Genomic DNA, 20610 nt, shown 5'->3' on the forward strand with positions numbered 1-20610 from the left:
CTGTTCCCGTCCTGCAGCTGTTTTCCCAGAAGCTTTCCCTTACCTTACCGGAAAATCAAAATAGGTGTCCGGATAAGGTTCATCTTTGAGCCCGTAATGCCACCATTCCTTTGGGTGTGGCTTAAACCCGGCCTCGACCATGGCCTCCTTAAGGATGTTCCTGTTTTTCTCCTGCTCGGGCGTAACCAATGGGGAGCCATGATGCGAGATCTCCCCGAGGTAATCAAAACCGCTGCCCATATCAACTTCTTCACCCGTTGAGATGTCCACCAGCGTCAGGTCGACCGTACTGCCCCTTGAATGGCCAGATCGTTTTGCCAGGTAACTCAGCCTGAACAAATCAGCCTTGTCCACATCTGGATAGTATTTTTCCTTCATCCTGGTATCATTGGGTTCCTGGGCCCAGCGTATGAAATGGTTGACAGCCCGTTGCGGACGATATGCATCAAAGATTTTTATGTAATATCCTTTTTCGTGCAAAATGTCTGCCGCTTTCTTCAAGGCCCAGGCTGCCTCCTCGGCAAGTATGGCCTTTGGCGCTTCGTATCCGTCAATAACCGCACCGACAAAATTATCCTCGCTGCAATACCGGATTTCGAGCTGCGCTGTCGGGATGATATCCGTAACATACACGAACCCATCCGGAAGGGTATACTGGTCCGGTTCCGGATCAGGATTGGATGCAGTATCCCCACTTGTCTCCGGGGTCGTCCCCGATAAAGATGCAGAGTCAGGGGCGAACACCATGCCATTCTCAGGCGGCAAGCCGGACGATGATGGCATGTCGGGTTCGTATGCTTCATCAGGCCTGGATACTATACCGGGGGTCGACATTTCATGAACGGATGTTGCTGCGCCGGGTGTGGATGCCGTATCAGGAGCAGATGGTGCAACAGGTATAGAAGTTGTGCCAGGTTCATCGGCCTGATAAGGTTCAGCAAGAGATGCGGGCACAGTTGTGCCCGAGCCGGATGTATTTGCCGGTTCCACATCTGAAACACATGATGTGAGAAGAATCAATATGGCAAGAATAACCAAATGCAAATTCCTGCGCTTTATCATAAACAGGCTCCTCATACCAGGGGGACGATTATGGTATAAAAAGAGGACATACCGTTCTGAATCAATATCTTTATTATACCGGAATAATACTTTTCCTGGATACCACATCAAGCCTTCATGAAAACACCCGATGATGGCATTAAGCCTTAAACTGATTCTGGACGCCAAAGATTGCATCCCGATTGATGAGCACACAGGCCATGGGGAGCTTGCCGAATCATCAGACCTGTTACAGCAAAGAACAGTTCTCATGAGCTTATAAAGACAAAAATAAAAGGAGCGAATCCCTTCGCCCCCGTGGTTTTATGTTGCTATATCATTCTTGAAATGGACGATACAATGCGTCCTGCACTCCTTGATATATTTCTTCCGGCGCGGTTCATGGCCCGCAGGGAACGATTTATGTTGAAATTCTCTTCAGCCATCAGGGAAATGGCTGCTCCAACCAGGGCGCCCACAATAACGCCGCCTCCGAATCCAACCTTCATGTCAGAATACCTCCATTCCTCAATGTATTATTAATCCTGTTCTGTAGTATTCCAAAAAACACATGGAGAATACTTTTATTTATTTGACATATTTTTCAATATCAATTACAATCAGACTATCTTAGATAGGAGGCTTCAAAAGATGATCAACAGACGCTTGGCAGAGAAGCTTAAGAACGACGTGGGCGTATCGGTGGCATCGGTCCTGCTACCTAAAAGCCAAATGGTTGACATGACAAAATGGTCCGTGGTGGCCTGCGATCAATATACTTCAGAGCAAAGCTACTGGGAAGAGGTCAAGGCTTTGGTCGGCGACAACCCTTCCACCCTTTGGCTCATTTTCCCCGAAGCCTATCTGGAAACCGATGATGAAAACAGCAAGGCTGAACGCATCAAGGCCATACATGCCAAAATGGAAGAATATCTTAAGGATGGCCTGTTTGATGAACTTGAAGACACCGTCATCCTGGTGGAGCGCCAATTCCCCGGCGGCAACTCGCGGCACGGTTTAATCCTTGCGGTGGACCTGGAAAGATATGATTACTCCGCCGGTTCCAGGAGCCTGATCCGGGCTACCGAAGGCACCATCCTGGAAAGGATACCGCCCCGCATCCGGATCCGCGAAAATGCTCCGCTGGAACTGCCCCATGTGCTGCTCCTGATCGACGACAGGAACGAAACGGTTATTGAACCGCTGTTCGCCCGGAAGGATCACTTTCCCAAGGTATATGACTTCCAGCTCATGAAGAAAGGCGGAAGCATCAGGGGCTGGGCCGTTCAGGATGAAGCCTGCATAGAAAACATCTACCAGGCGCTTCTCAGGCTTTCGGATCCCGGGTATTTTTCAGAAAAGTACGGTTTGACCGGGCAGCAGGCTCCCCTGCTTTTCGCCGTGGGCGACGGCAACCATTCCCTGGCCACGGCAAAGGCTTGCTGGGAAAAGCTGAAGGCGACACTTTCACCGGAAGAGCGGGAAAACCATCCGGCGCGCTTTGCGCTTGTGGAAGTGGTGAACCTGCATGATAAAGGCTTGATCTTCGAGCCCATCCACAGGATCCTCTTCCGGGTTGACAAGGACAGGTTCATCCAGGATTTCTGCCGTCATTACAACGCCCTGGGATGCAAGGCCTATGCAACGACCGAAAAGCCTTCTGTTCCGCCCGGCAGCCATGTGATCGGCTATGTCTCGGAAGGCTCGGACGGCTATCTTGTGGTGGAAAAGCCTTCCGGCAACCTGGACGTTGCCACGCTCCAGGGCTTTATCGATGTCTATCTTAAGGAGAACCCGGGAACGGCCGTAGATTATGTCCATGGCAGCGACGTGGTGGAAAGGCTTGGCCGCCAGAAAGGCAACATGGGCTTCTTCCTCTCCCCCATGGACAAGAACGAGCTGTTCAGAACCGTCATCCTGGACGGCGCTTTGCCGAGGAAGACCTTCTCCATGGGAGAAGCCAATGAAAAACGCTTCTATCTTGAAGCCAGGAGAATCCGATAAATTTCAATGTGAGCAGCCTTTTACATAGCAACAGGATATGAAAAAGGGCGTTGTGCGAGGCACCGCCCTTTCTTGCTATCCTTCCAGCTTGCTTTTCAGCATATCCAGGATCTTCTTTTCCAGCCTGGATACCTGCACCTGGGATATGCCCAGCTTCTTGGCCACATTCTGCTGGGTCTGCCCCCAGTAGTAGCGCAGCCAAATCAGCCGCTTATCCCTTGTGCTCAGTTGCCTGAGGGCGTTATAGAGGGAGATTCTCTCTACCCTGTCGGCCTCATCATTGGCATGCGCTGCGATAATCCGGTCAATCAGCCGGTTCTCCGATCCCTCGTCATCCTCAAACTCCCGGAACAGTGACTCGGGCGCCCGTGAAGCTTCCAGGGCATGAACGACGGTTTCCGCCTCCTCTCCCAGGGCATTGGCAAGTTCATTGATGGTGGGCGGCCTGCCCAATTCCTGTTCAAGCTTTTCGCCCACATCCCTTGCCTTCAGGGACAGCTCCTTCAGGCTCCGGCTGACCTTGATGGCACCGTCGTCCCTGAAATAGCGCCGTATTTCGCCCAGGATCATGGGGACCGCATAGGTGGAAAAACGGACATTGAAAGAGGGATCGAATTTGTCAACCGCCTTTATCAGGCCGATGCAGCCAATCTGAAACAGATCCTCGGTCTCCACATTCCTGTTTTTGAATCGGCGGACAACGCTCCAAACCAACCCGGTATTCTTGTCAATAATGGCACTGCGGGCTTCCTTGTCGCCCTGCTGGGCTTTTTTTATGAGCTCGATGATTTTTTCATCGCTATAGTCCATAACAAGCCTACCTGTTTTTCAGTTTCTTCGTCATGCGTACCTTCGTGCCCTGACCCGGTTTGGACTCTACCTCCAGGCTGTCCATAAAGGTTTCCATCACCGTGAACCCCATGCCGGTCCGCTCCAAATCAGGCCTGGTTGTAAACAGGGGTGTTTTGGCCTTTTCCACGTCTTCGATCCCTTTGCCGAAATCCTCGACGGTGATCTCGATGAAGTCGGGATACAGGACGCAGCTTAAGACAACCATGCCTTCTTCTTCCCCGTAGCCATGGATGATGGCGTTGGTAACGGCTTCAGAAACCGCGGTCCTGATATCGGCAAGCACCTCGATGGATGGATCAACCTGGGCCGCAAAGGACGCGGCAACCACCCTGGCAAAGGATTCATTAACCGATTTGCTGAGGAATTCCGTTCTCATCTTGTTTATGGGTTCCATGACTCAAAACCTCACAATACATTTGAAAATCAGGCATCAAGATCGACAAGCGCCTCAAGCTTGGACATCCTGAGAAGCCTTTGAATTTCAGGCTGTGGCTTTCTCAGCGTCACCTTGCCGCCGATGCTGGTTACCCTGTTCATCCGGCCCAATATCAGGCCTATTCCCGCGCTGTCCATGAACGTGACGCGCGACAGGTCCAGGATCATATTCTTCACCGGCTCCATCAGGAACTTGTTGTCGATCCTTTCCCGCACCCTGGATGCCGTGTGATGGTCAATCTCACCCTCTATCATCACGACCAGGGAATCGCCTTCCCGCGAAAAGCTTACATCCATTCTATCACCTCAGATTTTTCAGGTACTGCCTGAAGCAGCCCTTCGTCATTGCAATGAGTTTTTCATTCCGATACATCAGCCAAATTCCGTTATCGTGAACTGCTCCCGCAATGACCTTTGGAACGTGCCTAAAACGCATCCGGCCATAAAAAAACCGGTCCATCTTTTCAATTCGTTATTTCCCTTCTCCATCCTTCTTTTTGGGCAAAAGAAAACCCCGTTTTCCTCTCCGGGTTTAACCCGTTTGCGGAAGCCGGGGAAGTTTGCTGCTCTATAAATACTTCATGACTTGTAATCGAAGCCCAGGGACTCGGCAATCTTTTCGATCTTTCTCAGGCGGTGATTGACACCCGATTTTGAAAGCGGCGGATTCAGCATCTTGCCCAGCTCCGTCAGGCTGACATCCGGATTCTCCAGCCTCAAAAGGGCTATTTGATAAAGTGGTTTTGGAAGGTTCTCAAGGCCTGAATGCTCCTTGATGTACCGGATGCTCTCGGTCTGCCTGAAAGAGGCGTCCACGGTCTTGCTCAGGTTTGCGGTCTCGCAATTGACAATGCGGTTGACCTGGTTGCGCATCTCCTTCATGATGCGGATGTTCTCCAGGTTCATCAGGGCGTTGTGAGCCCCGATCACATTCAAAAAATCCACGATCTCCTGGCCTTCCTTGAGGTATACCAGGAAATGGTTCTTGCGCATGATAAAACGGGGTTCCAGCCCGAACTCCTTCAGATAGTTCATGAATTCATCGGCCTGGACTTTGCTCCTGAAGGCAACCTCCAGGTGATAGGACTTGTCCGGATCGGAAATGGAACCATTGGCCAAAAAGCAGCCGCGCAGATAAGCCCGCTTGCAGCAGCGGTTTCGCGTCTTGAAATGATGATATACCATCTCACCCGAAGCCTGGTCGGCCAGAAGTCCGATGCCATCCAGCACCTTTCTTCCGCCCTCCTCCATAAGCCCCGAGAAATCCAGCCGGTAGACGGCATGGGCCTTGAAACGGCGTGTTTTGAGCATGGAAATCTTCGGCTCAAACCGGTATATCTCCTTGATAAGCGTGAACAGGCGCCTGGACAGCGGAGCATTTTCCGTGGCAAGCAAAAGGCGCGGACCGTCCGGGGTATGGCGCAGGCTCAATCCTGCCCGGAGTATCCCGGCCAGTTCCGCCCTTCTGCAGCATTCCGCGCTTTCCTCTATATGGCTCAGCTCCATTTTGACTTCCAGCGAAAAAGACAAGGATCACTCACGCCTTTCATCCCACCAACGGGTTCACTTGTCCTTAAAGGTTTCCAGGATCGCGCACGCCAGCTTGTCGGGATCGTGTCTCACATAGTTCTTATGAGCTCCAACAAGGTCCCTTTCGATCACCTTCACGCCCATGCGGCGGACTCTGGCAGCGTCCAGTTCAACAGGCCCCGCTCCGTCTTCCCTGTATTTTTTCAGCATGTCAGGCGGAATCGGCCCGTTATTGACCAGGCAGTAATCGATGATGGGACAGCCCGCGTGCTTATTCAGGGCTTCGATGTGATCGCCCACTGTATAGTTCTCAGTCTCACCCGGCTGGGTCATCACATTGCAGACATAAACCTTCACGGCCCTGGCCCGGCTGATGGCCTGGGGAACCTGGTTCACCAGAAGGTTCGGAATAATGCTTGTATACAGGCTTCCGGGGCCTAACACGATGATATCGGCCTTCGCGATGGCATCAAGCACCTGTTCCAGCGGCTGCACCAGTTCCTTGTCGAAACAGACCTTATCAATGGGCCCGGGATGGAAGAGATGGTGGGAACCGATGCGGGATTCTCCCCTGATCACTGTGCCGTCCTTCAGGATGGCCACCAGGTTCACATTCTCCTGCGTAACCGGGTAGATCCTTCCGGTTACGGCCAGGACCTCGCTCATGTGGGTAACTGCCTGCACGAAATTGTTGCCCGATATACCGCACATGGCGGCAAGAAACAGGTTGCCAAAGGACTGTCCCTTCAGGCGCCCCTCCGGGAAGCGATAGTTCAAAAGTTTTTCCAGCACGGGCTCGGTTTCTGCCAGAGCCAGCATGCAGTTTCTGATATCCCCTGGCGGGAGCATACCCAGATCATCGCGCAACATGCCCGAGCCGCCGCCGTCATCGGCCACGGTGATGACGGCGGTGATATTGCTGGTATAGTTCTTAAGCCCTCTGAGCATGGTGGAAATGCCCGTGCCGCCGCCGATGACCACGACCTTTGGACCCGAGGACAGGATCTTCCGCTTGTAGAGGGTATCCCCGATATCCTTTACATGGTTGAGCTTTCGGTGCATACCCTGGGAATAGACATTCACAACTTTGACAAATATCCTGTCCAGGCAGATGAAGATGCAGTACAGTCCCACAAGCCCCATGAGAATGGCAATGCTCAGCTGTATGTAGCCAATGACAACATCCTTGAGCAGCACAAGCAGGGCACAGGCCATGAGAAGGACACCTGCGATGCCGCTGACGAGATAGCGCTTGAAGCGCAATCCCAGATAAATCCACCTGAATATTCTTTTCATATCATCCACCCTGATCCCCTTTATCGATATCCCTGTGCTGGGTGACCACACTGCTTCCCTTGTCCTTCTGCAATTCCGCCAAACGGTTGGCAACAGCCACCGATCTGTGCCTTCCGCCTGTGCATCCGATACCGATCACAAGCTGCGTTTTCCCTTCCTTCACATAGTAGGGGATCAGAAAAGTGATCATCTCGTTGAGTTTGGTCAGGAACTTCCTGCTTTCGGGGAAGGACAGCACATAATCGCTCACATCCGGATCCAGGCCGGATTTGGGTTTAAGTTCGGGCACATAGTACGGGTTCGGGATGAACCGTACATCAAAAACCAGGTCACAGTCCATGGGAATGCCGTGCTTGAAGCCAAAGGAAACGATATGGACAATAAGCCCCTTGAACGTCCTGCCCTCCACAAAGAGCCGGGTTATCTCCTCCTTGAGCTGGCGGGGCGTGAGGCTTGATGTGTCAATGATATAGTCGGCCCTGTCCTTGACGGCCTGCAGAATGCGCCGCTCCTCTTCTATCCCTTCGGCAATGCGTCCGTCGGGCGAAAGGGGATGCTGACGCCGTGTCTCCTTGAAGCGCTTGACCAAAACCGCATCGGTGGCATCCAGGAAAAGGATCTTATAGGCGATCCCGATTTCCTGGAGCTGCTGCAGGGCGGGAAACAGGTCCAAAAACATGGTGCCGCCGCGTATATCCACGATCAGAGCAATTTTATCTACGGGATTCTTGCTTTGCAGAATCACCTCGGTAAATTTCGGAATCAGTGAGGGCGGGAGGTTGTCTACGCAAAAATAGCCGATATCCTCAAAATACTTGACGCACAAACTCTTTCCCGCACCCGACATGCCTGTTATGATCAAAAGATTCATAGGTCTCCTCCGATGATCCTGACCTCCGGTTCGAGCAGGACCCCTGTTTTTTCGTAAACGGTTTTTCTGACCAGTTTTATCAGATCAAGTACATCCTGGCTGGTGGCGTTGCCCAGGTTCACGATGAAACCGCAATGCTTGTCGGATACCTGGGCGCCCCCAATGGTATGTCCCTTGAGTCCGCATTCCTGTATGAGCTGCCCGGCATAAAAGCCCTCAGGCCTTTTGAAAACACTTCCTGCACTGGGAAGGTTCAGCGGTTGCTTTTCCCGTCTCCTGCTGTTGAAATCGGCCATTCGGTTCCGGATCTCCATCTGTTCGCCCGGTCGCAGAACCATGGTCGTTTCCAGGACAACCAGGGCGTCGGTCTGTATCCTGCTTTTCCTGTAACCAAACCCATGTTCTTGGTCCTTAAGCCGGAGCAGTTTGCCCTGTTCATCCACGCACAGCGTTTCTTTCACCACCTGGCTCATCTCGCCGCCATAGGCTCCCGCGTTCATGGTAACCGCTCCGCCTATGGTGCCCGGAATTCCTGAGGCAAACTCCAGGCCTTCGAGGCTCGCTTCCATGGCCCTGGCCGAAACCGCGGCCAGGGAGGCTCCGGCCTGCGCCGTGATTTGATTGCCCTCAAGGGTAATCCGGGATATCTTGTTGCCAATCCGGATGACAACGCCATCGTATCCGCTGTCCGGGAAAAGCAGGTTGGTGCCGTTCCCCATGATGTAGTGGGTTATGCTTTTGTCCCTCAGATATTGAAGGAGTTCAAGGACTTTTTCGATGGTATCGGGTTCCGCAAAAAAACGGGCCGGCCCGCCTGTTCGGATGGATGTGTATGCTTTCATGGGCACATTCCGAGCAACATGGGCCTCGCCCAGTATGGAAACCAAATCCCTGAAGACTGCATTTTCGTGCAAAATTGTTCAACTCCTGAGACTACGAGTTAATTCCAAACCTTACAGCCTGCCCCGGATAGCATACATGCAGTGTGAAGATGATCCTGGAAGCCCAGCCGTGCATGTTCCCGTCAGCAGGCCTGACAACCGGGTTAAACCCCGCTTTTGGTCCAATGTATTATATATTCATGCCCATTGGTTTATATTTCATGATTTTTACAGGCGGCAGGCCCCCGCCCGCATTATTCACGGTTTTTGTTGATGTCCTCCGTGATCCTCCGGGTAAAGGTTTCTGCGGCGTTGTATCCCATCTTTCTCTGCCTGTGATTCATGGCAGCAACTTCTATGATGATGGCCAGGTTTCTCCCGGGTCTTACCGGTATGGTCAGGGACGGAACCTTGATGCCCAGGATTTCAGTATACTGTTCGTCCACGCCCAGACGCTCATAATGCTTCTGGGGATTCCAGAGCTCCATTTTGACCACCAGGTTGATGCTTTCGGTCATCTTGACCGAGCCGACGCCATACAGGTACTTCACGTCCAGGATACCGATACCGCGTATCTCCACAAAGTGCCTGATCACTTCAGGCGCTGTTCCAACCAGCGTCTTGCTGGAAACGCGGCGTATCTCCACCAGGTCGTCGGCAACCAGGCGGTGTCCTCTTTTCACAAGCTCCAGGGCGGTTTCGCTCTTGCCCACACCGCTCTCGCCCAGTATCAGGATACCTTCGCCATACACCTCCACCAGTTCTCCGTGCATGGTTTCCATGGGAGCAAGCTCCACGTTCAGGAAGGCAATGAGATTGCCCACAAAACGGGAGGTCACCTCGGGCGTGCGCAAAAGGGGTATCCTGCATTTCCGGGCCACCTCAACCATTTCCGGGAAAGGCTCCATGCCCCTGGCGATGATGACGCAGGGAATCCCTCTTGAGAATAGCTCGTACAGGCTTTTGTAGCGCTGCTGGGACGACATCTTCTCCAGGAAGGTCATTTCAACCTTTCCTATTACCTGGACCCGCTCGTTGCCAAAGTACTCAAAGAAGCCGTCAAGCTGCAATCCGGGCCTGTTGATATCGGTTGAAGTGACCAGGATGTTGTCAAACTCCGGGGCATACACCAGCTTTTCCAGCATGAACTCCTTGACAATCTTACCGAGCCTGACGCTCTGCGTTCCGTTGCTCATAAACCCAGTGCCTCCATCACGACATCCTTCATCTGATCCTTCCTGCATACCCGATTGTGGCGAACAGGCTTGCTCTCAAGGTCCTTAAGCCCGTCGGGAACCGGTAGTCCGGTTTTCTCCGAAAGCTTTTTCAGCAGCACAAACTCATCGTCGTTGCAGTCCATGGACAGGGCTTTGCAGACGCTGGCGTTGAACTTGAACGGGCTTGCGGTGGATACCATGACTGTCGGTGTCAGATCCCCGGTTGTGATCACATATTTGTCGTATACATCAATGCCCACGGCGGTGTGGGTATCGCAGACATAGCCATAATCACGGTATACGCATTCTATGGTTTTCAGGGTTTCCTCCTGGTTCGACCATCCTCCCCAGAAATGCTCGTTGAGCAGGCGGTGAACCGCGGGGCCCACATCGTAGCAGCCTTCATTCCTCAATTGCGCCATCCAGCGGGAGACCCTTTCCGCATCCCTTCCAGAGAGTTCATAGATTAGTCTTTCCAGATTGCTGGATATTAATATGTCCATGGACGGGGAAACCGTGCGTACGAAATCCCTTCTCCGGTCATAGACGCCGGTATGTATGAAATCGGTGAGCACCTTGTTGTCGTTGGATGCACAGATCATCCTGTTCACGGGAAGACCCATCTTCATGGCATAGTAGCCTGCCAGGATGTTGCCGAAATTGCCCGTGGGAACAACAAAGTTAATTTTTTCGCCGAAGGTGATGCGGCCCTGCTTCACCATATCGGCATAGGCGGAGAAATAGTAGACGATTTGGGGAACCAACCTTCCCCAGTTGATGGAGTTGGCCGAAGAAAACTTCAGTCCCTTCTCCTTCATTTTGGCAAGAACGGTCTCGTCGGTAAAGATTTGCTTTACGCCGGTCTGGGTATCGTCGAAATTCCCTTCCACCCCGAATACCAGGACGTTATTGCCTTCCTGGGTCACCATCTGGCGCTTCTGAACCTCGCTGACACCGTTTTCCGGATAGAAAACGATGATCCGGGTGCCTTCCACATCGGCGAATCCCTCAAGGGCCGCCTTGCCCGTATCCCCCGACGTGGCAACCAGGATGACAATCTCGTCCTTCTCTCCCGTCTTCCGCATGGCTTTTACGAGGAAATGGGGCAGGATCTGGAGAGCCATATCCTTGAAAGCGCATGTAGGACCGCGCCAGAGTTCCAGAATGTTGAGGCTGTCGTTGAGCAGAGCAACCGGAGCAATATCTTCACTGGAAAACTTCCTGGTGTTATATGCCTTGTCCACGCAATCAGAGAGCTCGTCCGGGGTAAAATCGTCCAGGTAGCCCTTCAGGATGAATTTAGCCCGCTCCTGATAGCTCATAGGGATCAGGGCCTGGATTTCCTCGGGAGAAATCTTCACATATTCCCTGGGAACATAAAGGCCGCCGTCGGCAGCAATTCCTCTTTTTATGGCCTCGGCAGAGGTTATGGCTTCCCCTCCGCCTCTCGTGCTTTCATACAGCATCATTTGCACTCACTCCCGGAAGCATAATTCAGCAAGAAACTGACAGCATAATCATAATATAAAGGCACGTAAAAAGCAATGAATCCGTGCACGCAGCCTGTCCGTGCGCGTTCATTAATTATTAATAAATTGTTAACCTGAATGTAATATTAAGCAATAATCTTCCATGGTATAATAAGGTTGAAGTTATTTATTCCTCCTTTTATATATTCGAATGAGTTGATATCATCTGACATCAGATTGGGCACCGGAATGAATGGTATTATATTTATAGGTAAATCCGTTACAGGTGCTTTTTTTTTCGCCTTTTTTGGTTTAGAATGGTGTTGGCTTTTTAGAAGCCGTATTTTTATGGCATCTTCCCCGCCTGGCCAATCGGCGTTGGTGCGCGGCAGGACAAGCAGTTCAGCTGTTCCATTTGGCATCTGAACAGGATAAAAGGAGGATGTATGCATGATGGGAAAAGTCATCGTCAAAAAGGTCCCGTATATGGGATGGCAAAACTGTATCAGCCTTTCCAACGGCTCAATCGAACTGATTGCAGTGACCGATGTCGGTCCCAGAATCATACGCTTTGGTTTTGTCGGTCAGCCCAATATCTTTTATGAGATCGAAGATGAGGTGGGGACATCAGGCAGCGATGACTACAGGCTTTACGGCGGCCATCGGCTTTGGCACAGCCCTGAAAGCATGCCCAGAACCTATGTACCCGACAACTCTCCCGTCCAGTGGGAAGAGATCGAGAACGGCATTATCCTGCGCCAGGAGATCGAGCACTGGACTCATATCCGCAAGGAACTCATCATCCGCCTTTCCTCCGATACCAACGAAGTCTGCGTCAGGCATCGCCTGACCAATACCGGCGCCTGGCCTGTGGAACTGGCTCCCTGGGCGATCAGCATGATGGCTCCGGGCGGCACGGCCTATCTGCGCAGAAACCTGAAGGATACCGGTCTTGCGCCCAGCCAGTCCCTGGCTTTATGGCCCTATACCAGGCTGGATGATCCGAGGGTTGTCTGGGGCCGGAAATATTTCAGGATCAGGCAGGACCCGGCTGTTGCCCATCCTTTCAAAATTGGCATGCCCAATTCTTCCGGGTGGGTGGCATATCTGAACTTCGACACCCTCTTCATCAAGCGCTACATCCATCACGAAGAAGCCCGCTATCCGGACTTTGGCTCTTCCTGCGAGATCTACGCTAATCAGAACACCCTGGAACTGGGAACCCTTGGCCCGCTCACCATGCTCAATCCGGGTTCCTCCTGCGATCATACGGAGGACTGGAGCCTGCATGCCAACGTCCTGGAATCGGTCAGCGAAAAGGAAATCGAAAGCAAAATCCTGCCTCTCATCGGCGGAGAGGTAGCCAAAAACCCATAAAGGAGGAAATTCTTACGGACACGCAGTTAGCCAGGGATAGCAGGAAGGCGGAATCCTTCCTGTCCTTCATCATCCTGATTGCCATTTTCAGGCTCATCGTTACCTTCATGGAGCCTTATGCCATCGATATGGGCGGATACCTGGCCTGGAGCCGTTACCTGGCCAACAATGGCCCTGCCGGCATATATTCCAGCTATCATATCGTATATGCCCCCTTCTACCTTTATTTTTTATGGCTTTCGGGGCTCATTGCCAAAGCCTTTGGGCTCCCGTTCCATTTACATATTTACCTGATTAAGCTATGGGCCGTGATCTTTGAGGCCTTTGGCGCATGGCTCATCTTCCGCATGGCTGTTCGGGCCGGCCGCCGGAATGCAGGTATGGTGGCCGCTTTATGCTACCTCATGAATCCCGGGGTCTTTATGAATTCTTCGGTCTGGGGACAGTTTGATTCCATACCGGCCACCATGCTGTTGGGCGTCATCTTTTTGCTGGAATCGGGAAAGCGCAACGCCGGGGCTTTGCTCTTTCTGACGGCGGTGCTGACCAAGCCCCAGAGCGGACTTCTCGTCCCCATCGTGCTGTACCTGTATTTCAGGGACTTCAGATTGGATCGAAAAGGCGCTATGAGGCTTGCTTCCGGCATCATCGCCGGAATCGGGCTCTACCTTCTCATCGTGCTGCCCTTTTATGAGCCCACAAGCCTGTGCGGTACAAAAGTCCCTGCCTTTCTGGATCCTTTCTGGTGGCTTTTTGACCTGTATCTCAAAAGCGTCCAGGACTACCCCTATGCCACGGCCAACGGCTTCAATTTCTGGACCCTCGCGGGAGGGCAGATTCAGAAGGACACCCTACCTTTTCTGGGCCTTACCTACCAGGCCTGGGGCAACATCCTGTTCCTTTTCTCGGCCGTTTACGTGTTCTGGCTCCTATACAGGGCAAGGGGCTCTGGTTTTGCCGTCATATATGGCTCCTACCTGATGCTGTTCAGCGCCTTTATGTGGATCACCAAGATGCACGAGCGTTACCTTTTGCCGGCCATTATCTTCATCGTGCTTGCGTCGGTTTTTGACAGGATGCATATCCCTGCGGCCATCCTCACCAGCCTGTGCGTCTTTTCAAACCAGCTGGTAATATATATAATTTCCTTCCGGAAGGTCTATTGGCTTCAAAGATGGGATCCGACGGCTCTTTGCATAGCCGCGGCAACCCTGATCACCTATATTCTTGCCATGATCAACGGTTACCGCTGCCTCGGGAAAAAAAGCCCCGAGTCCGGGAAAATATAAATACGTTACATGAAGAAAGGCTAATGTATCTATGATGGAGCAACTCATGCCAAACCATGCCGGCTGTGAGACCGGCAAGAGAATGAACAAAAGGGATTGGGCGCTTGTAGCAGCCATGACGCTGATCTACCTGATCATGGCCCTGATCAACCTGGGATCCTTTGAAGCGCCGCAAACCGGCTGGGAGCCGGAACACCTGTACGAAAGCTTCGTTGTGGACTTCGGCCGTGAGGTCGAGATCGACAAAATCATGCTTTTCGGTGGGCTGGGGCATGCCTGGGGCTGCTTTGGCTCCCTCCAGATAAAAGCCTGGGATGGCACGGACTTTGTGCCCTATACCTTTGTGGACATGAAGTCCATCTTCCGCTGGCACTATTCCACCGATAAGGTTAAGACCAGCAAGCTCCTTATCATAAACGAATACCTGCGCTCCGATGATGAGGACGACAGGAACAGGTACTTCCGGGCCGAATACCGCGAACTGGCCTTCTTTTCCGGTTCGGAGCTTATTAAGGATTTCACGATCACCGATGTGAATTCCGAAAAGGATGTAAGCCTTCTTTTTGATGAGCAGGAACTGGTTCCGGACAGGCCCAGTTACCTCAACGGCACCTATTTTGACGAGATCTATTTCCCCAGGACTGCCCTGGAGCAGATCGAGCAGCGTTCCATCCTCTATGAGAACACCCATCCGCCCCTGGGCAAAACCCTTCTGTCCGTCGGCATCCGCATATTCGGCATGAATCCATTCGGATGGCGGATCATGGGCACGCTGTTCGGCGTTTTTATGCTTCCATTGATGTACATCTGGTCCAAGCGCCTGTTCAAAGACAGCTTCTGGGCCTTTTTCTGCACCTGGCTTCTCATGTTCGACTTCATGCACTTTGCCCAGACCCGGCTGGCCACCATCGACAGCTATACCTGTTTCTTTGTCATGGCCACCTACTGGTGCATGCTGGAATATTATGATTCCAGGGCCTATGAGAAAGGCTTCTTCAGGTCGCTGGTGCCTCTTCTGTTCTCGGGTATCTTCCTGGGTCTCGGCGGGGCCACCAAATGGGTGGGGCTGTACGGCGCCTTCGGCCTGGCCGTCCTCTTCTTCATGTCCCGAATCTTTGAATACATGGACTACAATCGATGGCTGGATAAGGCTGTAGAACAGAATCAGATAAGCTCCAATGACCAGCCGAAGCTTCGCCGGTCGTATATCCTGAAATACTGGATGGGCACCTGCCTTTTCTGCGTGCTGTTCTTCATCATCATTCCGGCAGCCATTTATACCCTGTCCTTCATTCCTATTCAGAACCATAACGATGACAGGAACCTGGTGGTAGAGGTCATTGATTCGGTCAAAAGCATGTACAATTACCACAAGGGGGTTGTGGAACCCCATCCCTACTCTTCCCACTGGTATGAATGGCCTCTCATGCTAAGACCCATCTATTACTATGCGGGACAGCTTCTCCCCGAAGGCCTGGGCTCTTCCATTGCCGCCTTTGGCAATCCCATGGTCTGGTGGACGGGCTTTATCGCGTTCTGGGTACTGCTGTGGCTCGTTGTGAGCAGAAGATTCGGGAAGACCTTGGGTACGACCGAAACCAGGAACGCATGGTTCCCTGTTATTGGGTACCTGTCCCTCTATCTGCCCTGGGCGGTGGCCCCGAGAAAACTGACCTTCATCTACCATTATTTTTCCTGCGTACCCTTCCTGATCCTTATGCTGGCCATGGTACTTCGGTATCTTGAAAGGACAAACCTTATCAAAAGACGGTTTGTCAGCATCCTGATGATTTCGGTCCTGGTTCTGTTTGTTTTATACTATCCCGTATTATCGGGACTTATCGTGCCCAGATGGTACCTCAACGCATTGCGGATCCTGCCCCGCTGGGCCTGGTGATTGGAGGAACATATGACAATCAAGGAACGACTGTTACAAAGCAAGCTTCTGAAGGATTTCATGAACCCAGAAACCCTGGGGCAGTTCATACGCTATTTCATTGTGGGCATCGTGGGCTTTGCCCTGGAGTATGCGCTGTTCATCGTACTCCGGGATATCCTGCATCTTTACGAGCTTTTATCCAATATCATGGTTTATACCGTCATCTTCTGGTTCAACTTCCTGCTGAACAAATTCTTCTCCTTCAGGTCCAGGAACAATTTCAAAAGGCAGCTTTTCTACTACGGCATCCTGTTCGTTTTCAACCTGGTGGTGGGCAACGTGCTCCTGTTCTCAGGCATACGGTATCTGCTGGTATTGGGATTCGGCGAGGGTTCATGGCCGGTTTTGTACCTTCCCAAGATCCTGATCATGTTTTTCATCGTATCCTGGAACTTTGTCCTGTATAAGAAAGTGATTTATAAATAAGAGAAAGTATTGGTGGTCAATCGTGTCATCCTGTGTAGGCATCATCGGCGGCGGCCTGACCGGGCTCACCGCCGCATACCGGCTTGTGAAAAAGGGGGTTTCCGTCACTGTTTTTGAGCAAGCCGCCGAACCTGGCGGCCTCGCCGCTTCCATGGATCTGGGAACTGTTTCCCTTGAAAGGTTTTATCACCATATCTTTACCAGCGACAAATATCTTCTGGATCTCTGCCGGGAGCTGGGGCTTGACAGCCTGGTGGGATGGTTTGAACCCAGAAACGCCATCTTTATCGATAACCGGTTGTATCCCTTCACCTCCCCCATGGATTTGCTCCGGTTCACCCCTATGAGCCTGGCATCCCGCATCCGCACAGGTCTTTTGACATTGGCGTCCCGTTTTGTCAGGGACTATAAGCCTTTTGAAAGCCAAACCGCAAAGGACTGGCTGATCAAAAGAGCCGGTGAGCAGTCTTACCGCAAGGTGTGGGAACCGCTGCTGGCATCCAAATTTGACAGGGATGCGGACCTGGTATCGGCCGTCTGGATCTGGAACAAGTTCAAGCTGCGCGGCGCATCAAGGGGCAGGAACATCAACAGGGAAAAGCTGGGCTATATGAAGGGCGGTTTTGCGCAGCTCATTTCAAAGCTTTCAGAGGAAATCACCGAAGCCGGCGGAATCATCCGGCTGAATTGCCCGATCAGCGGTATCCGGTGTCTTCCGGATGGCGGTTTTTCCCTGGACGGTTGTCCGGACGGGGAAAAATTCGACAGGGCGTTATTCACCGGTTCCCCGCAGCAGCTGGCGGCGCTGGATACACCGCTTGATGCCGGGCAAAGAAGGATGATGTCCGAGCTGAAGGCCAAGGCCAATCTCTGCCTGAACCTGGAGTTGGACCGGCCTTTGTCCGATTATTACTGGATCACCGTGGCGCAAAGGGATATTCCCTTCGTGCTCATTATAGAGCATACCAATCTTGTGGGGATGGATAACTATCCGTCCCATGTGGTTTATCTTTCCCGTTACGTGGACCAGCAGGATGCCATCTGGCAGAAAAGCGACCATGAGATCGAGGCCATCTTTCTGGATGGTCTTTCAAGGGTATTTCCCGGGTTCGACAGGGCATGGATAAAGCGGAGCACCTTATCCAGGGCACCCTATGCCCAGCCTGTCATCACCAGGCATTATTCCAGGCTGGTACCGTCGATCAAAACGGCAGTTGACGGGCTATACCTTGCCTCCATGGCGCAGATCTACCCGGAAGACCGGGGCATGAACTATGCGGTTAGGCTGGGCACGACCGTCGCGGATGAAATCCTTCGCGAATTGTAGTATACTGGCAATGTCGTCAGGCAAACACTAATATTGAGGAGGAAGCCATGGAAAAGGTCGTCTGTTCGGTCATCGTTCCCATGTATAACGAGGAAGCGGTGATTCATGAAACATACCGCCGGCTGAGCAAGGTCATGAACGATCTCGGTGAAAGTTATGAGATCATCATGATCAACGACGGCAGCCGGGATAAAACCGGAGAGATCATCAGCCAGCTCTGCAAGCAGGACAAGCATATTAAAATGATAGATTTTGCACGCAATTTCGGTCATCAGATCGCCATCACAGCCGGCATGGACTATGCCGCGGGGGACTGCATGGTCATCATTGACGGCGATCTGCAGGATCCGCCCGAACTGATCCCGGAGATGATCCGCATCTGGCGAGAGGGCTACGATGTGGTTTACGGAAAACGCATCTCCCGCCAGGGAGAAACCTTTTTCAAAAAGTTTACCGCCAAGTGCTTCTACCGGATTCTGCGGGCGCTCACCGACGTGGATATTCCGGTGGATACGGGGGATTTCCGGCTCATCGACAGGAAGGTCTGCGAGGCGCTGAAACAGCTTCCGGAAAGGAACCGCTACGTCCGCGGCCTCATGAGCTGGGTCGGGTTCAAGCAAAAGGCGCTGGAATTTGAGCGTGCAGAGCGTTTCGCCGGAGAGACCAAGTATCCGTTGAAAAAAATGATCAAGCTGGCCCTGGACGGTATCATGTCTTTCTCCTACAAGCCCCTTAAACTTGCAACCTATATCGGTTCCATCCTGTCCATCATCAGCTTCCTGTACCTGATTGCCGTGCTCATCCAGAGAGCCTTCTGGCCCCATTCCACCACATCCGGATGGGCCTCCCTCATCGCCGTCAGCCTTTTCTTCAACGGTATCATCCTGCTGATGCTGGGCATCATTGGCGAGTACATCGGAAGGATTTACGATGAAGCCAAGGGCAGGCCCCTCTATATCGTGAGCAGGCTGGAGAACATGGAGGAACGGGAAGGCCCGCGGTATAAGCTATAGGATGGAACGAACGGTATAAAGCGACCATATTAAGAAAACCTGCGCTTTACAAGTGCAGGTTTTTTCATGAATCCATATGGATTAGATTCTGCTTGCATCGTGTTGTACGTGCAGTGCAGCAAATGCGGCGTTGTCATAGCAGGCGGACACGACAAGGGCTGAGATTGCTTCGTCGGCTCCGCCTTCTCGCAATGACATACGGGATATAATCCCGCGCGGTATACCCCTGGTGTCATTGCAAGCGAGTGGAACAGCGCGGCAATCTGAGCTTGCGAAGCATACCCGTAACGTCATTGCGATCACCGCTCAAGCGGTGCGTGGCAATCTCTTTAAAACTTCACAGGCAGCCACGGAAGCCATGGAGATTGCTTCGTCGCTTAGCTCCTCGCAATGACACAAAGGTCATAATCCAGCAGATCCATATCCTGGATGTCATTGCAAGCGTGTGAATCGAGCGCGGCATTCTCATCTCGCGAAGCCATACCCGTAACGTCATTGCGAGCTCATATGAGCGTGGCAATCTCACTAGTGCGTTCCTGCACCGAAGTAATCATCGGTAGCCCGCTTGTCTGCGTAATAGACGATCACATCCCCCGGCTCAAGTTCCCAGCCGTTCTGGTTGGTGTTGTACCCTTCTAAACGCCAGCCGTCTCCCGTTTTACCGGTATACTTCAGCGACGGATTGTCAAAGTCATCGTTATTGATCACTGAAATATCCTTAAAGTTGACGATGATGTACCCATCCCTCAGGAATACGGGCGAGCTCCTGGTCAGGTTTCTTTCCTTCGAAAGATCGGTCCCCTTCGGTACGGCCAGGCAATCCGCCGGAAGGAAATACTCCCCGTACCATTTCTGGACCGAGGCCAGGGCCTTGTCCTTGTCCACGCTTTCAGGAATCTCCCGCTGCGGTCCCACAAAGCTTCGTACAGGCTCGCCCAGAAGAATCTTATGGTATTTGAAAACATTCACCCCATTTTGTGATATCTGCGGGAATACCTCCTTCCATTCCGCCTCGCTGTATTCGTTCATGCCACCTCTTAAGCGGTACATGGCACCTGCCGTATCCGTGAATTCTTTCAGGTCAATCCCCCTGCGCTTAAGGTCCAGCTTCATGGCATGGGCCAGGGTATCCTCCGGACTACCTACCTTAACCAGCGGATTGGTCGGGGTCGAATAGTAGAGATCGACCTCCTGCCTGTTCTTCCCGTTCCTGTCCACAAAGTAGAAGGTGGGCATGATCTGAAGAAAATCGTACCTGTCGTAGTAGTTGCCTATGGTTCTTACCTCAAACCGCACCGCATAGCCCAACTTTACTGCCCTGTCCTTGTAGCCGGGCTCGTCGTTCTTGCCGGGCATGACCGGAAGGATGTATTTCCTCTGGGCCTCCCTTTCCCCGTTGATGTTCCGAGGACCTGTGAAGAACACCTTACCCGAAGGCTCCGGCTTTCCCTTCTCCTTGCGGAAGAAGGATTCCCAGCCCGGGTCCTCAATATCGGTCACCTTGAAGTCATACACCCGCCCCGATACCTCCACATACTGCGATACGGTAGCAGCATAGTTGGACGGATTCAGATTGGCCTTCTCCTCTGTCTTGCTTCCATTGCTGTTGTCATTGGTGGCAAGGCTTCTGACTTCTATCTCAT

18 protein-coding genes and 1 pseudogene are annotated in these 20610 nt (G+C 52.3%); 7 read left to right on the forward strand and 12 right to left on the reverse strand.

Annotated features, from left to right (window positions below):
• Positions 1-39: 39 nt before the first annotated feature.
• The gene (locus F3H12_RS08100; protein ID WP_207706812.1) at positions 40-633 is read right to left on the reverse strand and encodes a M15 family metallopeptidase; all 594 of its coding nucleotides are present in this window, start codon (positions 631-633) and stop codon (positions 40-42) included.
• 740 nt (positions 634-1373) lie between these two features.
• A complete protein-coding gene (locus tag F3H12_RS13245) occupies positions 1374-1550 on the reverse strand; it encodes a hypothetical protein (RefSeq protein ID WP_188118443.1) in 177 nt (58 codons plus the stop codon).
• A 142-nt stretch (positions 1551-1692) separates the two neighbouring features.
• Between F3H12_RS13245 and F3H12_RS08105 the strand changes: the two genes are divergently transcribed.
• A complete protein-coding gene (locus F3H12_RS08105) occupies positions 1693-3045 on the forward strand; it encodes a DUF1015 domain-containing protein (RefSeq protein WP_149678841.1) in 1353 nt (450 codons plus the stop codon).
• A gap of 75 nt (positions 3046-3120) precedes the next feature.
• Here the strand turns inward: F3H12_RS08105 and F3H12_RS08110 are convergent, their stop codons facing one another.
• The 9 genes from F3H12_RS08110 to thrC all read right to left on the reverse strand — a co-directional run bounded on the left by F3H12_RS08110 (position 3121) and on the right by thrC (position 11593).
• Positions 3121-3855, reverse strand: a complete 735-nt coding sequence (locus F3H12_RS08110) for a SigF/SigG family RNA polymerase sporulation sigma factor (RefSeq protein WP_149678842.1) — start codon at positions 3853-3855, stop codon at positions 3121-3123.
• A gap of 7 nt (positions 3856-3862) precedes the next feature.
• Positions 3863-4291 (reverse strand): anti-sigma F factor, encoded by a 429-nt coding sequence (gene spoIIAB / locus F3H12_RS08115; RefSeq protein WP_149678843.1) that lies wholly within the window; start codon positions 4289-4291, stop codon positions 3863-3865.
• A gap of 29 nt (positions 4292-4320) precedes the next feature.
• Positions 4321-4629 (reverse strand): STAS domain-containing protein, encoded by a 309-nt coding sequence (locus F3H12_RS08120; protein WP_149678844.1) that lies wholly within the window; start codon positions 4627-4629, stop codon positions 4321-4323.
• A 282-nt stretch (positions 4630-4911) separates the two neighbouring features.
• Positions 4912-5838 carry a DNA-binding protein WhiA gene (gene whiA / locus F3H12_RS08125; RefSeq protein WP_243133231.1) on the reverse strand — a complete coding sequence of 309 codons (927 nt, stop codon included), beginning with the start codon at positions 5836-5838 and terminating at the stop codon, positions 4912-4914.
• Between the two features lie 57 nt (positions 5839-5895).
• Complete coding sequence (locus tag F3H12_RS08130) at positions 5896-7158, reverse strand: gluconeogenesis factor YvcK family protein (protein WP_243133232.1); 1263 nt, start codon at positions 7156-7158, stop codon at positions 5896-5898.
• A gap of 1 nt (position 7159) precedes the next feature.
• Positions 7160-8029: an RNase adapter RapZ gene (gene rapZ / locus F3H12_RS08135; protein ID WP_149678847.1), complete on the reverse strand. Its 870-nt coding sequence runs from the start codon at positions 8027-8029 to the stop codon at positions 7160-7162.
• Positions 8026-8943 carry a UDP-N-acetylmuramate dehydrogenase gene (murB, locus tag F3H12_RS08140; protein ID WP_243133233.1) on the reverse strand — a complete coding sequence of 306 codons (918 nt, stop codon included), beginning with the start codon at positions 8941-8943 and terminating at the stop codon, positions 8026-8028. The genes rapZ and murB overlap by 4 nt, the downstream gene beginning before the upstream one ends.
• A gap of 221 nt (positions 8944-9164) precedes the next feature.
• On the reverse strand, positions 9165-10106 hold the full coding sequence (gene hprK / locus F3H12_RS08145; RefSeq protein ID WP_149678848.1) for an HPr(Ser) kinase/phosphatase: 942 nt from the start codon (positions 10104-10106) through the stop codon (positions 9165-9167).
• Positions 10103-11593: a threonine synthase gene (thrC, locus tag F3H12_RS08150; RefSeq protein ID WP_149678857.1), complete on the reverse strand. Its 1491-nt coding sequence runs from the start codon at positions 11591-11593 to the stop codon at positions 10103-10105. Before thrC ends, hprK begins: the two co-directional genes overlap by 4 nt.
• A gap of 453 nt (positions 11594-12046) precedes the next feature.
• Here thrC and F3H12_RS08155 point away from each other — a divergent pair, with 453 nt between their 5' ends.
• The 6 genes from F3H12_RS08155 to F3H12_RS08180 all read left to right on the forward strand — a co-directional run bounded on the left by F3H12_RS08155 (position 12047) and on the right by F3H12_RS08180 (position 18967).
• Positions 12047-12973: a hypothetical protein gene (locus F3H12_RS08155; protein WP_207706814.1), complete on the forward strand. Its 927-nt coding sequence runs from the start codon at positions 12047-12049 to the stop codon at positions 12971-12973.
• A 128-nt stretch (positions 12974-13101) separates the two neighbouring features.
• Positions 13102-14262, forward strand: coding sequence for a hypothetical protein (locus F3H12_RS08160; RefSeq protein ID WP_149678849.1), 1161 nt, complete (start codon positions 13102-13104; stop codon positions 14260-14262).
• Positions 14263-14308: 46 nt separating this feature from the next.
• Positions 14309-16159 (forward strand): phospholipid carrier-dependent glycosyltransferase, encoded by a 1851-nt coding sequence (locus tag F3H12_RS08165; RefSeq protein WP_188118444.1) that lies wholly within the window; start codon positions 14309-14311, stop codon positions 16157-16159.
• Between the two features lie 12 nt (positions 16160-16171).
• Complete coding sequence (locus F3H12_RS08170) at positions 16172-16627, forward strand: GtrA family protein (protein WP_149678851.1); 456 nt, start codon at positions 16172-16174, stop codon at positions 16625-16627.
• A gap of 22 nt (positions 16628-16649) precedes the next feature.
• The gene (locus F3H12_RS08175; RefSeq protein WP_149678852.1) at positions 16650-17954 is read left to right on the forward strand and encodes an NAD(P)/FAD-dependent oxidoreductase; all 1305 of its coding nucleotides are present in this window, start codon (positions 16650-16652) and stop codon (positions 17952-17954) included.
• 47 nt (positions 17955-18001) lie between these two features.
• Positions 18002-18967 carry a glycosyltransferase family 2 protein gene (locus F3H12_RS08180; protein ID WP_149678853.1) on the forward strand — a complete coding sequence of 322 codons (966 nt, stop codon included), beginning with the start codon at positions 18002-18004 and terminating at the stop codon, positions 18965-18967.
• 525 nt (positions 18968-19492) lie between these two features.
• Here the strand turns inward: F3H12_RS08180 and F3H12_RS13250 are convergent.
• Positions 19493-20610: pseudogene (locus F3H12_RS13250) on the reverse strand (hypothetical protein); the annotation flags it as partial.

The sequence above is a fragment of the Thermoclostridium caenicola genome, assembly GCF_900142095.1.
Classification (GTDB): Bacteria; Bacillota; Clostridia; order DSM-8532; family DSM-8532; genus Thermoclostridium_A; species Thermoclostridium_A caenicola.

Coding starts and splice junctions, on each gene's coding strand:
- spoIIAB (WP_149678843.1), bottom strand. CDS start 4,291: ATGGAACCCATAAACAAGATGAGAACGGAATTCCTCAGCAAATCGGTT.
- F3H12_RS08165 (WP_188118444.1), top strand. CDS start 14,309: ATGCCAAACCATGCCGGCTGTGAGACCGGCAAGAGAATGAACAAAAGG.
- F3H12_RS08120 (WP_149678844.1), bottom strand. CDS start 4,629: ATGGATGTAAGCTTTTCGCGGGAAGGCGATTCCCTGGTCGTGATGATA.
- whiA (WP_243133231.1), bottom strand. CDS start 5,838: ATGGAGCTGAGCCATATAGAGGAAAGCGCGGAATGCTGCAGAAGGGCG.
- hprK (WP_149678848.1), bottom strand. CDS start 10,106: ATGAGCAACGGAACGCAGAGCGTCAGGCTCGGTAAGATTGTCAAGGAG.
- F3H12_RS08160 (WP_149678849.1), top strand. CDS start 13,102: ATGGGCGGATACCTGGCCTGGAGCCGTTACCTGGCCAACAATGGCCCT.
- F3H12_RS08105 (WP_149678841.1), top strand. CDS start 1,693: ATGATCAACAGACGCTTGGCAGAGAAGCTTAAGAACGACGTGGGCGTA.
- rapZ (WP_149678847.1), bottom strand. CDS start 8,029: ATGAATCTTTTGATCATAACAGGCATGTCGGGTGCGGGAAAGAGTTTG.
- F3H12_RS08180 (WP_149678853.1), top strand. CDS start 18,002: ATGGAAAAGGTCGTCTGTTCGGTCATCGTTCCCATGTATAACGAGGAA.
- F3H12_RS08155 (WP_207706814.1), top strand. CDS start 12,047: ATGATGGGAAAAGTCATCGTCAAAAAGGTCCCGTATATGGGATGGCAA.
- F3H12_RS08130 (WP_243133232.1), bottom strand. CDS start 7,158: ATGAAAAGAATATTCAGGTGGATTTATCTGGGATTGCGCTTCAAGCGC.
- thrC (WP_149678857.1), bottom strand. CDS start 11,593: ATGCTGTATGAAAGCACGAGAGGCGGAGGGGAAGCCATAACCTCTGCC.
- F3H12_RS13245 (WP_188118443.1), bottom strand. CDS start 1,550: ATGAAGGTTGGATTCGGAGGCGGCGTTATTGTGGGCGCCCTGGTTGGA.
- F3H12_RS08110 (WP_149678842.1), bottom strand. CDS start 3,855: ATGGACTATAGCGATGAAAAAATCATCGAGCTCATAAAAAAAGCCCAG.
- F3H12_RS08170 (WP_149678851.1), top strand. CDS start 16,172: ATGACAATCAAGGAACGACTGTTACAAAGCAAGCTTCTGAAGGATTTC.